This is a genomic window from Pseudoalteromonas sp. c7(2019) (assembly GCF_011378625.1).
GTDB classification, from domain to species: Bacteria; Pseudomonadota; Gammaproteobacteria; order Enterobacterales; family Alteromonadaceae; genus Pseudoalteromonas; species Pseudoalteromonas arctica.
The window spans coordinates 146,107-159,593 of the sequence record NZ_WTKS01000012.1 but is presented as its reverse complement, the minus strand read 5'-3'; the positions used below and the strand labels follow the sequence as shown (position 1 = coordinate 159,593).

The window sequence follows — 13,487 nt, the reverse complement described above, 5'->3', positions numbered from 1 at the left end:
CAATGCGTTTACCCAGTTCTGGAAGTACATCTTGCTCAAACCATGGATTCTTTTTAAGCCATATATTATTACGCGGACTGGGGTGTGGAAGCACTAAATAATTTGGCCAATACTCACGCCACGATTTTACTAACTCCGTAAGTGGCATTTTTTTAGTCTCCGGTAAATGATACGCCTGCGCGTATTTACCTAATACTATTGTCAGCTCAATATTTGGTAGTGCAGCCAATAATTGCTCGCGCCATGCTGGGGCACATTCTTTTCTCGGTGGTAAATCACCCGACTTACCCCTACCCGGGTAGCAAAAGCCCATAGGTAAAATTGCTATATTATTAGCATCGTAAAATTCATCCCTTGTTAGCCCAAGCCATTCTCGTAGGCGGTTTCCGCTTGCATCGTTAAACGGCACGCCTGTTTCGTGAACTTTTATACCCGGTGCTTGGCCCGCGATTAAAATACGTGCGTTTGGGTTAAATTGTATTACAGGTCGAGCCCCTAAAGGTAAATGAGGATCACAGATCACGCATTTACTAACTTGGTCTATTAATTGGTGACTATTCATGTTTATTTGGCCTTAAATGCTTAATTTTTATCCTAAATGGCCATTTAGGATAAATGAGTTGGTAAAAAATCGGTTTATTTTATCTAAAATGGCGATTAGTTAGTAAAATCCTGATCTTTAAGCCTAAATGCCCTACAGCCCTTATAGTACCTAGTGTTCTTTCGCCCATACCGCAAATTCGTTACCACTTGGTTCTGTAAAGTGAAACCGACAACCGCCAGGAAACTCAAAAATAGGTTTTAATATTACTCCGCCAAATGTCTCTACTTTTTTAAAGGTTGCGTGTATGTCGTCGCTATAAAAAATAAGTAATGCTGCCCCATGCTGAGTTAGTGATTTTAATGGAGCCTGAAAAATCCCACCATCTAACCCCTGCCCACTAAATGCCGTGTATTCTGGGCCGTAGTCAGTAAACTGCCAATTAAATACATGACTAAAAAAGGCCTTAGTTGCGGGTAAGTCGCATGCAGGAAACTCAACGTAATTTAGTTTTTCGTGATCGCTCATCGTTATTTCACTCTTTATTTTTACTCAGTTTATTAACCTTAAGCTTTACATACAGCCTGTGCAATATCATTAAACAATAACAGATCAGTATTTTACTAAGTAATCTGAACTCTGGATAATAAATCTATCTCGAGCAGCTATTTTCAGCGCTAGAGAAAATAAATTTAAATATCACCATAATTCAATACGTATAAAACCTGTTAACCAAGGTTCAGGTTAAGTAAGAAGGATAATTTACTAAAAGTTAGTCGCCGTAAATGAGAATAGCTATCTTTTGTATTTGTAACATATATAATAGCGCCTTTGTTTTATCCTCAGCTTTAAATAAAGGGATTAATTAACTATGCAGGCACCTTTGCACAGTGCGCCATTCGATAAGGTTAACGTAATTGCGCTTATAGTAAAAAGCGTAAGCAGTTATCGAGTTTTGGTATTTTTACGTTTTTTTATTGCCATAATTGGTGGCTATGCCTTTACCTCTGCAAGTACTGCGTTATTAAGTTTTGTATTGCCAATAGCTAAGCAAGACGCTGTACTGTTTAGTGTTTCAATCAGCATTTTAATTTATGCCGTAGTATTTATTTATGCCTTTAGCGTTAAATCATTAAGAAAAGTGTGGATCAGTATTTTACTAAGTACAGGTGCGTTTATCGGATTGCTTGTATTACTAAAGGGTTGGGTATGAAAGACAGCTTTTTCAGATCGATGACTTGGTTACACACTTGGGTAGGGTTACTCGTTTGTTGGTTATTATATTTAATATTTTTTGCAGGAACACTTAGCTTTTTTAGAGACGAAATAACGCTGTGGAATCAACCTGCCATACATAATGTACAAGCCCAAACACAGCGTATAGAAGCGCAAAAACAACAAATAATTACAGGGTTCGATTACTTAGCTAACCATGGAGCTAACTCATCAAGCTGGCGTATTACATTACCTGAGCCGCGTATTCCTTATTTAATTTATGGTTATGCAAAGCCAAAAGAGCCAGGCCAGCGCCGCAGCCAGTTTAAAAACACACAGTTAAACCCTAATACCATGAAAGAGCTTGAGCCCTTTGTAGATACTAAAGGTGGTAACTTTTTTTATCGGTTGCATTATGATTTACATTATATGGATGCAATAACAGCACGCTGGATTGTATGCTTTGCCAGCTTTTTTATGCTAATTGCCATTATATCGGGTGTGGTTATTCATAAGCGTATTTTTAAAGATATGTTTAGTTTTAGACGTAATAAAGGTAGCCGTACGTGGTTAGATGCCCACAATTTAAGCTCTGTGCTTGCCCTGCCTTTTCATTTAATGATTACTTACACGGGCATGATTACGCTCATATTTATGTTGTTTCCCTACCCTGCGCAAACGTCGTACGATAACGGCATGCGTGGCTTTTTTAACGATGTAACCCCTCGCAACACCATGACCGATAAAGCCCAAGGCGAATCGTCAATGGTGCCGATTCAAAGTATTTTGGATCAGGTTTATACTAAGTGGCCTCATGCAGATATTACTCGCGTACAAGTTAACCAACCAAATATGGCAGCTTCAACAATTACCGTATTGGTAAGCGCAGGTAAAACACTGCGTGACCAAGCACCACGCTTAATATTTAGTGGTGCTACAGGGCAAATGGTTGCTAAAACTGATGACGAGCTAACTAGCAGCAAAGCGCTTTACGAGTCGCTTAATTCAATGCATACGGGGCGTTTAACTACGTGGTTACTGCGTTGGTTATACGTATTAGGCGGTATTGCAGGCTGTGTAATGATTGGCTCTGGCTGTATTATGTGGGCTAAGCGAATTCGCGAGCGAACTAAAAATAACGTTAAACCTTCGTTTGGTTTAAAACTAGTTGAAGGGTTAAACCTAGCCACTATTATGGGACTTCCACTGGCAACGTGTGCATTTTTTATTGCTAACAGACTACTTAGCCCAACTACCGCAGAGCGCGCCGATAAAGAAATACTCGCGTTCTTTTTAACATGGCTAGCGGTTGCTCTTTTAGCACTTATAAAGCGCGACACACTGCAATGGCGAGTTATGGCAGCTATAAATGCTGTTGCATGTTTAAGCGTACCGGTTATTAATGCACTTACAACTAACGGTAATCTAATTAGCTATTTGATGCACAAACAGTGGGCTTTATTTACTTTTGATGCACTGTTTTTGTTATTTAGTATATTGTTTTTTATACAAACCGAAAAATTACGTACTGCTAAAAATAACTCAAAAATAATCAGCCCTAGTCAATCTAATAACCTTAAAAGGCAAAAACCATGATTGATTTACTTGGGTTTAGCCTATGCCTGCTCAGTTTTAACTGTTTTGCGCTGGCTAAGTATAATCATTTTAAAGATGTATTTAAAAAACGCCCTACAGAATCCCAACGTAAAAAGCTGCTATTAGCTGCTTGGATCAGTATTTTACTAAGCTTGGTGCTTTGTATAGTTACTCAAGGTGGATATGGAACATTACTATTTTGCGGTTTTATGAGCCTAAGTGTCTTAATTATAATGGTTTTTTATAATTTTTTAGTAGGCTACGTAAAGTGGTTTAGTGTTTTAAATAGCGTGTTAGTTGTGCTAAATGGGTTGTTTTTAGCATTAAACTAGCCTTAGTTAGTAAAAACGTGATCCGTTACTTTCCCATAGATTAGGCAAAAAAAATGGCAAGCTATATAGCTTGCCAACAATAGGGGATATTCAGTGTTTCCAATACTTGCTGTCTCACGGCAAGTACACACAATATAACCATAATATATTTAAGTTACTTTACAGTTAGGTGACTCTTTTATTACTACTGTAAAGGGGCTTTACATTGTTTATTGCTCAACCCAAATTATTTCATCGGTAGCAAAGCCCAACTCTTTAGCTTTAGTTAAAAAGTGTTCTTTAAGCTCTTTGCTAACCGTTGGTGTACGCGATAAAAACCACAAGTAATCTTTGTTGTAACTGGTTATAAATGCATATTGGTAATCGGGTTGGTCAAGTTCAAAAATCACGTAAGCGCCATAAAATGGACCAAAAAACGAGACTTTAAAATGCCCTGTGTCGTTGCCCTCAACAAACTTGGCTAAGCCTTCGGCGTCATCCCATTTTTTATCATCCGTTAAATACCCTTTGTTAAGGACCTTTACTGTGCCGTCGTCGTTAATTGAATAAGTCGCGGTAACTTGCTCCATACCTTCTTCGAATGAGTGATTGAGCCGCGCTATTTCAAACCATTTTCCTTTATATTTTTGTATATCAAAGTTTTTAACAGGTGTTATTCCCTCAGGAGGGCTGGTGCAAGCACTAAGAAAAAATAACCCTGTAATAAGTAAACCGTATTTAATAGCCTTCATGTAAGCTCCTTTTTTAATTATACCAATCTGCTTATATATGGGGTCTATTTAACGTTAAGAAAATTACGCTAGAACTAGGCAAAAATTTTTATATCTAGTTGTTCTAAATAAAAAATTATTAACGACGTTATAGTGCAATTTAATTCGTTAAATTGATCAAAGATTTATGCAGGTTGGTATTACATAAATAGTACGTATTATCTAAATCTAGATGGATATAAAGTTTGCTAGCCGATTAAAAAAATTTGCTATAGGATCATATTAATTCTAGAACAATAAAAATGACCATAGCATGAAAATTTGGGTAGATGCAGACGCGTGTCCTGTTGTTATAAAAGAAATACTTTTTAGAGCTGCAGAGCGTATGAAAATCGAGACTATTTTAGTGGCTAATCACGCAATGCGTATTCCGCCGTCAAAATACATAAGCCGCGTTCAAGTATCGTCGGGGTTTGATGTAGCCGACGACGAAATAGTAAAACGTATTGAAAAAGGCGATTTAGTTATTACTGGCGATATTCCGCTAGCAAGTGAAGTAATTGATAACGGCGGGCAAGCGCTCAATCCACGTGGTGAGCTTTATACTACCGAGAATATTCGCTCAATACTTAACGTGCGCGACTTTATGGATACTATGCGCTCAAGTGGCGTAGAAATGAGTGGTGGACCGCCTCCGATTAGTCAAACCGATCGCCAAAACTTTGCAAATAACCTCGACCGTATTTTAGCGCAAAACAAGGCTAACTAACTTGAACACACAATTAGTTGGCTTAGGTGATACGCAATTTAGCGTGGCGGTATACGTAGCAAAAGCGCCGCCAATGCCGTTTTTTGAAACACTCGAATGCCTTGAGCCGGTTATAAATGAGCAAATAAATACCATAAACCAGCACTGTGGTAATGGTTGGCGTAAGGTATTTAACGTTTACGCCAAAGTGCTATTTTCCCTGCCAAGTGAGCATTATTCATTTGCTAAACAAGCCCCTACTTGGCAACAATATCGCGATGAGTTTTTACTGCAAAAAAATAGTAAAACCGCCCTGCTATTTAGCGCGCCCAACATTACTATTACGTGTGCAAATAAAGCTACTAGCAATAAAAACCAGTTACACATAATTGCCGGTCGTACGCACGCTAAAAACTTATTACAACAAGGTAAGTTACATGCACAATTTGATTGGCTCGACGACGAGTTTGCAATAGACACCAGTAACAACATTATTGTGTGCCCATATTTTGATTACAGGCAACTAAGTAATATAAAAATTGCGAGATTAAGCGAGCTAGTCGCGCAGCTAAAAATCACTAAATAACACATTGTAGGGAACGACCATGGCCGGAATTTTAGAGTTAAACGAATTATTAAAATCAATGCAGCCAGCGCTTAAGCAAGGCGAGTATATTTTTTGTTGCTTAGCAGGCTCACTTGCCGATTATGTTCATTTAGAGCCACTTGCTACTTATGTTGAAGAAGAAGGGCTAACCCTTATTTTAAAAGCTGAAACTGCCGATAAAGCAGGTATTACTTACGAGGGTAAATATAGTTTAATTACCCTTAACGTACATTCAAGCTTAGAGGCCGTTGGATTAACGTCTGCGGTATCTGCAAAGCTGACTGAGCATGGCATTAGCGCTAATGTGGTAGCTGCGTTTTATCACGACCATATTTTTGTACAAACAGATAAAGCACAAGCCGCGATGAAAGCGCTTGGAGAGATTGGCTAGGTTTTTTGTAAACTATGGATACTATTTAAAAATATACGGAAAAATATATGGATGTTTCAAATCACGCTAGCAAGTTTAATCAATGGAAAGACACGTATAATTGGAATACATGTAAAACAAATAGAAAAGAATTTGGACAATTTATAGCTCAGTTTCTTACATCAGAAAGTCGCGTAATTAATCTTAATGGCATTTATGGTTCTGGTAAAACGGAATTTATTAGGCGTTTATATGTAGAGTTAGCAAACCTTAATCATCCTGTTGTTTATATAGATGTTTGGGAAAGTGACTTTTCAAATAACCCCCTTGCGGTTATTTGCAGCGAGTTATTAGAGCAAATTGAGTATGTTTTTAAAGAAAAGGCTCCGAACGGAAAAGTTAAAGACAAGAAAAACGCTAAAGAAAAGTTTAATGATTTAAAGAGTCGTTTAGGAGTTTGTTTAAAATACGCTGAGTCTGCGGTTTTGTTTTCTGGCGATCCTATTGCAATTGCAGCGACCAAAGCTGCATCCAAAGCAATTGAAGTGACTCCTAATTTTAATGCCTCGACACAATCGCAGAAGTACACTGAAACGATTCAAAAAAACCATATAGAATCTATTCAGGCAGTTAAAGATATAAAAGAATATTTAACCTATTTATCTGAACTAATTGAAATCATTTATGCATTGAATATACCAATAGTTATTTTGATCGATGAACTAGATAGGTGCCGACCAAATTATGCGATTGAAGTTTTGGAGGTTATTAAGCACTTTTTCGAAACTGATGGGTTTACCTTTTTAGTTGCTACCAATACAGAAGTCCTAGAACATTCAGTGAAGTCAATATATGGGGTTGACTTTGACGCACAACTCTATCTACGTCGGTTTTTCGATCGAAAAATCACCTTACCCCAAGTGTCTATGATGAATTACTTAACTTCGAAAAATTTAGATTTTGATAAATATAAAAATAAGAAAGTACTTCTTTATCCATTTATTGATGATCAAACTATCAATCTAAGTGTGTTTGCGAGCTTATTTGAAAGTAACAAAATTGAGCTAAGGGGTATTGAACAAATATTAAATAGATTTTTTGTAAGCTTAGATTATGCGGTAAATCAACGAAAATCATCGGAAACTTTAATAAACACAGTTGTACTTATGCTTGGGTTAATAGAGCAGCATTTAGACAAAGTAGAGCAAGTTGAAAGAACGAATGCAGAAAAAGCTTATTTTTCAGTTGCAATTGAGCGCCCTATTAAAGATTTGATTCAGAGTATGTTTAACTGTGTAACGATTACTCAAGCTCTTCGATGCCATTCTAATGGCGGAAGAGTTACAGAGTTTGGACACCCGCAGACTATGCTTATTGTTGAATCAAGTAACTTTTCAAAAGTGAAGTCAACAAATCATCAGAGCTTAGAATCAGCAATTGCAAAAATGATAAGTTATTTTAATGATGATAATTTTAATTATTGGATGTGGGAAGACTACCAAAAAATAATTCTATTATCTGGTCATATTGAATAATAAAAAGTTCATCAGGTTAAACCGATTAGGTGCGGACTGATATAACAACAATCTGAGTAATATTAACATAAGCCCGTCGTGTAGCGCTTCGCTTAACCGACTTACGCTTAGAAAAAATGCCGAGTGTAGAGGGGTTTATATAAAAACACCGAGTTTACTCACTCGGTGTTTTTATTGGTGCTAAATAGCGGGTGCTTGTTTAGCTCGTAAAACTTAAACTACATACCCACTAAAGCCTAGCGCTTTAAAATACAGCTTCGGAATGCCAAATTTGCACTCATTTAGCAGTTCGCTAAAGCGCATTCTATCAAGCGGGTAAAACTCATTTTCTAAGTCGTGCCCTGTTTGTGTTTTACCTGTTTCGGTTAAACCCAATTGCGCGCACGTTGTAAGCTGGGCTTCGCGCTCAAATAACGTTTCGGGGCGCATTAAATCTGCAATATAAAGGTTGGCGTCTTTTTTAAGGCTGCCTTTAATCGCTTTTAATAACACTTTTTTATCGCCGTTATCCTCTACAAAATGCATGACTAATAAACATAAAACAGCATCGGCTTTAACCGATAGTTTATCAACTGGGCCATTATGAATATTTACTCGGCTTGTTATACCTTGCTCGTCAAATTGCTGCTTCGCGATAGCAAGCATATCGGCTGATGTATCTTGCGCGGTAAATTGCCATGTAGGGTTTAATGCAGCCAGTGCAAGTACTTCTTTGCCTGTGCCTGCCCCTACTACTAAAATATGCGCATTATCGCTTAGCGTTGCTTTTAGCTGTGCGTTAGTGAGCTGATGTAATAATTCATAACCAGGAACTAAACGGGTTATACGGCTATCGTATTGTGTTGCTTGCTCGCCTGTAAACGTTGGCATTGTATCTCCTTGTTTTCAGTAATGTTGCTTATAAAACTTCAACTGTGGAATATCCACCTGGCTTTTTGGCTACATGCACTTGAGTGGCTACACGCTCGCTCATTTGTGTTACGTGCGATATAACGCCTACTTTTCTGCCTTGTGCTTGCAAAGAATCCAAAGCGTCCATTGCAATGCTTAGGGTTTCGCTGTCTAACGTACCAAACCCTTCGTCAATAAACAAAGAATTGATTTGTACTTTGTTTGACGAAAGCGATGCTAAACCAAGTGCAAGTGCGAGCGATACTAAAAATGACTCCCCGCCTGAGAGTGTATTAACAGAGCGTTGCTCGTCGGCCATGTCGCGATCGATAATCGCAATGTCGAGCGTTTGCGCTATGGCGGTTAATTCGTAGCGTTTGTTGAGTGTTTTTAAATGGCTGTTGGCATAGTGCAGTAATATTTTTAACGTTTGTGTTTGCGCTAAGTTACGCATGGTTTTACCCGTTGCATCACCCAAGACTTTATTAAGCAAATGCCACTGTTCAACCAGCGTTTTAAGTTTAGTTAACTCAGCCTGCTTACCTTCAAGCGCTTTTGCGTTTTGGTTGTGTTGCTCAATAGCGGTATTAGTTGCTAGTAATGAATTTTGCAGCTGCGTTTGTTGCTCGTTTAAGCTGCTTAGTTGCGTACTTAAAGCCTCTGCACTTTGCGTTGGTTTATCGCTACTGTTGTGTTTTTCAAGCGTAAGTTGCTGCTGTTTTAATGCGGCGTTTGCATCTGTTAGGGCTTGAGTTAACTGCTCGTGCTGAGTTAAATGCGCTTTAATAGTCTCGCTACTAAGCGTTAGTAAAATTTTGACCTGTTCGTGCGTTGCATTGCTATATTGCGCTTTAAAGTCAGTAAACCACTGGTTATAACGTGCCTCAAGCGTTGCTAGCTCTTGGCTGTTTTCAAGTAAGCGTTGCTCTACATTTTTAAGCGTTATGGCGTGCTCATCTCGTTGTTTTATAGCGTCGTCATATGCTTTTTGACTCGCTTGAACCTGCGATTGCAGTTGCTCTTGCGCACTTGTAAGTTTTGCTTGGTAGTCGTCTGCACTTATTTGCTCGTTATTAAATAAAGCTAAGCGCTCACTTTGTACAGTGCTTAGTAAATTTTTAGCTTTTACAAGCTCTTCATTAAGTGCTTTTAACGACTGCTCGTTGTTACTTATAAGCGGTGTGAGCTGCTTTATTTGTTCATTAGCTGTGTCTTGACGTTTTTGGCTTTGCTCAAGTTGCGTTTGAGTTTGCTGATACTGCGTAACCTGCTCGTGCAGCTCGCTAAGTTCAAGCGTATTGGCTTGTAGTTGCTGCCAAAAATCACTATTTTCAAATTGGCTATTGAGCGTTGTACCGAGCTCGTTAATTTGCGCACTAAGCTCGCTTTGCTTACTCGTTATTTGGTTTTGCTGATGTGTAAGCTCAAGGTGTTTATTACTAAGTTGCTGCTGTGCTTGCTGCTCAGCTTTAAGTGCTGCTAGTAGCTCATTTACTTTAGTTTGCAGTGTACGTTGGCGTTTTTGCTGCTCAAAGTATTGCGCTTTCTGATCGTTTAATTGCTTATAAGTTACTTCAAGCTGATCAGGCGTTAAGTCGTTAAGCTCGGTGCGTGCGCCTTGCATGGTATTTTTAATGTCGAGCTGTTTAGCTTTTGCTGTTTGTATTATTTGCTCAAGTTGTCCGTGTTCAGCAGTTAATACAGCATGTTGAGTTTGATGCTTATGCAGCTCGCTTTGTGCATGGTCAAATTGCTTTTTAGCGGCATTAAAAGCATTTTCAAAATCAGTAATTAAGTTATTTAATTGCTGATTTTGATTTACCGCATACGGGTGCTCAGTTGCACCGCACACTAAACAAGGCTCATTAGGGCGAAGCTCTGTGCGTAAATGTTCTACGTTTTCGCTGGCTCTTAAGCGCGCTTGGTTAAGTGCGTACTCGCTACCTTTAAGCGCTTGCTCGCTGGTTATTAAATGCTGATTAAGTAAAGCATGGGCTTGCTGGCTTTCATTTAACTGCTGATTAAGTACTTGTTGGCGTTGAGTGCTTTGTTTTAGTTCTGCGTTAAATTGCCCGTAACGCTCGCGCTGCTCTTTTAAGTAATCAATACTTTTTAACTGCGCGTCGCAGTGCTCTGCATTAAACTCATTAAGCTGAGTATTTAATGCCTGTAAAGTTGATTGCTCACCACTAAGTGCCACCTCGCACTGCTGCACTTTATTATTTTGCGCATTTAAAAGATCGCTCTGACTTGCAAGCTCGCTATTAAGAGTTTGGCTTTGTGCAAGGTTTGCGGTTAATTGCTGCTGTGCATTTAAGTAGGTATTAAAGCTTTGCTGATAGTAGCTCCAGTCTTTTGCTAAAACATGCAGCTGTGCATGCTCATTAAGCCATTGCTGGCTTTTAGTTGATTCGGTATTAGCGAGTTCAAGCTCGCTATTGCTTTGTTTATGCTGCTGTGTGAACTCATCAAACTGAGATTGCTCTTTGGTTATTTGCGACTCAGTACCTTTTACAGCTTGAGTTTGCAAGGCAATATTGCTGTCGAGCTCTCGCGCTTTAGCTATAACGGGCGCTGCATTTTGTTTTTGCTCATTGGCGTTATTAAGCAGCTCGGTATGCTTAGTAAGCGCGGTATTACGCTCGTTAATTACCGCTAAATGATCAACACTTTTAAGCGATGTTATTTGCTGATCCAAAGCCGTATTTTGATCGGTTAACAAATTAAAACGGCTGCGGTTATCTTTTATTTCAAGCGCCTGCTTGGCTTGTTTTGCCTGCTCGCTTTGTGAGGTAATACTTTCAAGCGCTGAGCTTGCTTGTTGCTGGGTTTGCTGTGCTTGCAGTAAGTTTTGCTCAAGTACTGTAGCTTGCTGATACCAGTTAAGTGCTTTTTCGGTTTTGGATAGCTCTTTTTTAGTGTGTTCGGTTTGCGCTTTTAAATCGGTTAACTTGGTTTGTTGTAGCTCAAGTTCTTCTGGTGCTAGCAAAGTATAGCTTTGAAGGCCTGCTTTAAGCGCTTCAAGCTTTGCTACTTGCTCTTTATGACGTTCAAAAATACGCACGCCAATACGGCTAAATTTATCGGTACCTGTTAAGCACTCTAAAAGTTGCGCTCGCTCATCGCCAGTGGCTTTTAAAAACGCAGCAAACTCATGTTGTGCTAAAAGTACGGCACGGGAGAACTGCTCAAAGTTAAGCCCTATTTTACTCTCGACTTCTTTTATTGTGTGGCTTTTGTCAGCTATAAGGGTTTCGTCTGGCAGGGTTACTAAAGTGTGCTCTGCTACTTTAAGTTTGCCTGTTACTTTTTTATGGGTCCGTGCAATTGTATAGCGCGCACGATAAAGCTGTTTATCTTGTCCTAAAAAGTCGACCTCGGCGTAGCCTTCCCATGTACCTCTGCGTAGCAAGTTTCGCGCATCATTAAGCTTAATGCTGTCGCCGTTAAACTCAATTAAGTTACCTTTATCACCGCGCAGCCTCGCTGTTTTTGTATAAAGGGCTAAACAAATGGCATCTAAAAAGGTACTTTTACCAGCGCCAGTATCGCCAGTAATGGCAAATAGACCTGCGTCTTTTAATGGAGCTTTAGTAAAATCTATTTCAGCGTCAACTATTGAGGCTAAATTATGAATACGAACTGCGGTTATTTTCATAGTTGTTCCTGCTCCGTTAGCTCGTTTATCACGTCACTTAAAAGTGCTTTTAGCTCATCGGGTACGCTTTGCCCTGCCATGTCTTTATCGTTTGCGAATGCTTGTTCTAATAGGTTTAGTGGATTGAGCATTTCAACTTCGCTTAAATCTTCAAATACGGTGTTGTCGTCATTTTGCGCTGATTGCTCACGTACACGTTCAATACCACAAAATTTAATATGCTTGCCTTCAAGTGCTTGTTCTATTTGTTCTCTGAAGGTGGTGTCGGTATCGCTTGATTTAAGCTTTACACGTAAATAAGGCGCTATTATATTTTGTGCGGTGTCGAGCGCTTTAATTTGCTCGCATAGTTCGCTTAATGGTACACACTCCCCTTTTGGTAAAATAATTACATCGGCAGAGCGCGGAATGTAAAGGGGGTTTACAGTTGTACTAATATGTTGTTTTTCATCAATAATAAACTCAACAACATTTACTTGGTGCGTGTAGTTACGTTCTGAAAACGACATAGGGATAGGTGTGCCGCTGTAGCGAATAACATCACTTTTAGCGACTTGTTGCGCTTTGTGTAAGTGCCCAAGGGCAACGTAGTTGGCTTGTTTACCAAATACATTGGCTGAAATAGACTCTTCACCACCTATTACTAAGTTACGCTCAGAATCACTTGAAATGTCCCCGCCCTTTGCGTGTAAATGCCCCATAACTATTAATGGTGAGTTTTGCTCGTTTATATTAGTAGCTTGCTCTAGTGCAAGTTCGTAAGCTTTTGAAACGCCTTGAGCATAACTAGGACCGTTTTCGGTTTGGCTAAGCAAACTTACATCGCTTGCACGCAAAAATGGCATAGCGACGATTACAGCGCGTTTACCATTGGTATTTATGGTAATAACAGTTTCATCGGGTGTTGCGACATCAAAGCGCCCTACTACGTGAGTATCAAACTGTGCAAGTAATGGCTGAGCTGCCAAAATACGATTTGCAGAGTCGTGGTTACCCGCAATAATCACTACGTGTAATAGTGGGCATGCTTTTTTGGCGTCTTTAATAAATTGATAAAGCTGATTTTCAGCGCTAGCACTTGGAGTCGCTGTATGATAAATGTCGCCAGCAACTAAAAGTAAGTCTATTTGTTGTTCAACAAGAGTGGCTAATAACCATGTAAAAAAAGCTTGATGTTCAACACGGCGATCGTGTTCGTAAAATTGTTGGCCAAGGTGCCAATCTGAGGTGTGGAGGACTTTCATGTCGCGCTCTTAATAAAACCGTAAGAGCGCCAATATACCC

The 13,487-nt window shown here is 39.2% G+C and carries 13 protein-coding genes; 7 read left to right on the top strand and 6 right to left on the bottom strand.

What is annotated here, in order from left to right; all coding sequences use genetic code 11:
* Both GQR38_RS14425 and GQR38_RS14420 read right to left on the bottom strand, forming a co-directional pair.
* On the bottom strand, nucleotides 1–562 hold a 562-nt coding region (locus GQR38_RS14425; RefSeq protein WP_165737987.1), incomplete at its 3' end, for a uracil-DNA glycosylase family protein.
* A gap of 150 nt (nucleotides 563–712) precedes the next feature.
* Nucleotides 713–1,069, bottom strand: coding sequence for a VOC family protein (locus GQR38_RS14420; protein WP_007583589.1), 357 nt, complete (start codon nucleotides 1,067–1,069; stop codon nucleotides 713–715).
* 343 nt (nucleotides 1,070–1,412) lie between these two features.
* On the opposite strand from GQR38_RS14420, the gene GQR38_RS14415 reads away from it, so the two are divergent.
* The 3 genes from GQR38_RS14415 to GQR38_RS14405 are packed head-to-tail and all read left to right on the top strand — an operon-like array spanning nucleotide 1,413 to nucleotide 3,684.
* Nucleotides 1,413–1,754, top strand: coding sequence for a hypothetical protein (locus GQR38_RS14415; protein WP_007583591.1), 342 nt, complete (start codon nucleotides 1,413–1,415; stop codon nucleotides 1,752–1,754).
* The gene (locus GQR38_RS14410) at nucleotides 1,751–3,352 is read left to right on the top strand and encodes a PepSY-associated TM helix domain-containing protein (protein WP_165721970.1); all 1,602 of its coding nucleotides are present in this window, start codon (nucleotides 1,751–1,753) and stop codon (nucleotides 3,350–3,352) included. Before GQR38_RS14415 ends, GQR38_RS14410 begins: the two co-directional genes overlap by 4 nt.
* Nucleotides 3,349–3,684 (top strand): DUF3325 domain-containing protein, encoded by a 336-nt coding sequence (locus tag GQR38_RS14405; RefSeq protein ID WP_165721971.1) that lies wholly within the window; start codon nucleotides 3,349–3,351, stop codon nucleotides 3,682–3,684. The genes GQR38_RS14410 and GQR38_RS14405 overlap by 4 nt, the downstream gene beginning before the upstream one ends.
* Before the next feature lie 209 nt (nucleotides 3,685–3,893).
* Here GQR38_RS14405 and GQR38_RS14400 read toward each other — a convergent pair whose 3' ends face one another.
* Nucleotides 3,894–4,415: a lipocalin family protein gene (locus tag GQR38_RS14400; protein ID WP_165721972.1), complete on the bottom strand. Its 522-nt coding sequence runs from the start codon at nucleotides 4,413–4,415 to the stop codon at nucleotides 3,894–3,896.
* 292 nt (nucleotides 4,416–4,707) lie between these two features.
* On the opposite strand from GQR38_RS14400, the gene GQR38_RS14395 reads away from it, so the two are divergent.
* From GQR38_RS14395 to GQR38_RS14380, 4 genes are read left to right on the top strand one after another with little or no spacing between them, the layout of a single operon-like run.
* Complete coding sequence (locus GQR38_RS14395; protein WP_165721973.1) at nucleotides 4,708–5,163, top strand: YaiI/YqxD family protein; 456 nt, start codon at nucleotides 4,708–4,710, stop codon at nucleotides 5,161–5,163.
* A gap of 1 nt (nucleotide 5,164) precedes the next feature.
* On the top strand, nucleotides 5,165–5,728 hold the full coding sequence (locus GQR38_RS14390) for a hypothetical protein (RefSeq protein WP_165721974.1): 564 nt from the start codon (nucleotides 5,165–5,167) through the stop codon (nucleotides 5,726–5,728).
* Nucleotides 5,729–5,747: 19 nt separating this feature from the next.
* Nucleotides 5,748–6,140: an ACT domain-containing protein gene (locus GQR38_RS14385; protein ID WP_165721975.1), complete on the top strand. Its 393-nt coding sequence runs from the start codon at nucleotides 5,748–5,750 to the stop codon at nucleotides 6,138–6,140.
* 47 nt (nucleotides 6,141–6,187) lie between these two features.
* Nucleotides 6,188–7,654, top strand: coding sequence for a P-loop NTPase fold protein (locus tag GQR38_RS14380; protein ID WP_165721976.1), 1,467 nt, complete (start codon nucleotides 6,188–6,190; stop codon nucleotides 7,652–7,654).
* 213 nt (nucleotides 7,655–7,867) lie between these two features.
* Here the strand turns inward: GQR38_RS14380 and GQR38_RS14375 are convergent, their stop codons facing one another.
* From GQR38_RS14375 to GQR38_RS14365, 3 genes are read right to left on the bottom strand one after another with little or no spacing between them, the layout of a single operon-like run.
* Nucleotides 7,868–8,524: a class I SAM-dependent methyltransferase gene (locus GQR38_RS14375; RefSeq protein ID WP_165721977.1), complete on the bottom strand. Its 657-nt coding sequence runs from the start codon at nucleotides 8,522–8,524 to the stop codon at nucleotides 7,868–7,870.
* 28 nt (nucleotides 8,525–8,552) lie between these two features.
* Complete coding sequence (locus tag GQR38_RS14370) at nucleotides 8,553–12,203, bottom strand: SbcC/MukB-like Walker B domain-containing protein (protein ID WP_165721978.1); 3,651 nt, start codon at nucleotides 12,201–12,203, stop codon at nucleotides 8,553–8,555.
* Complete coding sequence (locus tag GQR38_RS14365) at nucleotides 12,200–13,447, bottom strand: exonuclease SbcCD subunit D C-terminal domain-containing protein (protein WP_165721979.1); 1,248 nt, start codon at nucleotides 13,445–13,447, stop codon at nucleotides 12,200–12,202. Before GQR38_RS14365 ends, GQR38_RS14370 begins: the two co-directional genes overlap by 4 nt.
* Nucleotides 13,448–13,487 lie beyond the last annotated feature (40 nt).

Bases quoted from the DNA above. Each gene is read 5' to 3' on its own strand.
- GQR38_RS14365 (WP_165721979.1), bottom strand. From the start codon at position 13,447: ATGAAAGTCCTCCACACCTCAGATTGGCACCTTGGCCAACAATTTTAC.
- GQR38_RS14410 (WP_165721970.1), top strand. From the start codon at position 1,751: ATGAAAGACAGCTTTTTCAGATCGATGACTTGGTTACACACTTGGGTA.
- GQR38_RS14405 (WP_165721971.1), top strand. From the start codon at position 3,349: ATGATTGATTTACTTGGGTTTAGCCTATGCCTGCTCAGTTTTAACTGT.
- GQR38_RS14380 (WP_165721976.1), top strand. From the start codon at position 6,188: ATGGATGTTTCAAATCACGCTAGCAAGTTTAATCAATGGAAAGACACG.
- GQR38_RS14420 (WP_007583589.1), bottom strand. From the start codon at position 1,069: ATGAGCGATCACGAAAAACTAAATTACGTTGAGTTTCCTGCATGCGAC.
- GQR38_RS14385 (WP_165721975.1), top strand. From the start codon at position 5,748: ATGGCCGGAATTTTAGAGTTAAACGAATTATTAAAATCAATGCAGCCA.
- GQR38_RS14395 (WP_165721973.1), top strand. From the start codon at position 4,708: ATGAAAATTTGGGTAGATGCAGACGCGTGTCCTGTTGTTATAAAAGAA.
- GQR38_RS14415 (WP_007583591.1), top strand. From the start codon at position 1,413: ATGCAGGCACCTTTGCACAGTGCGCCATTCGATAAGGTTAACGTAATT.
- GQR38_RS14400 (WP_165721972.1), bottom strand. From the start codon at position 4,415: ATGAAGGCTATTAAATACGGTTTACTTATTACAGGGTTATTTTTTCTT.
- GQR38_RS14375 (WP_165721977.1), bottom strand. From the start codon at position 8,524: ATGCCAACGTTTACAGGCGAGCAAGCAACACAATACGATAGCCGTATA.
- GQR38_RS14370 (WP_165721978.1), bottom strand. From the start codon at position 12,203: ATGAAAATAACCGCAGTTCGTATTCATAATTTAGCCTCAATAGTTGAC.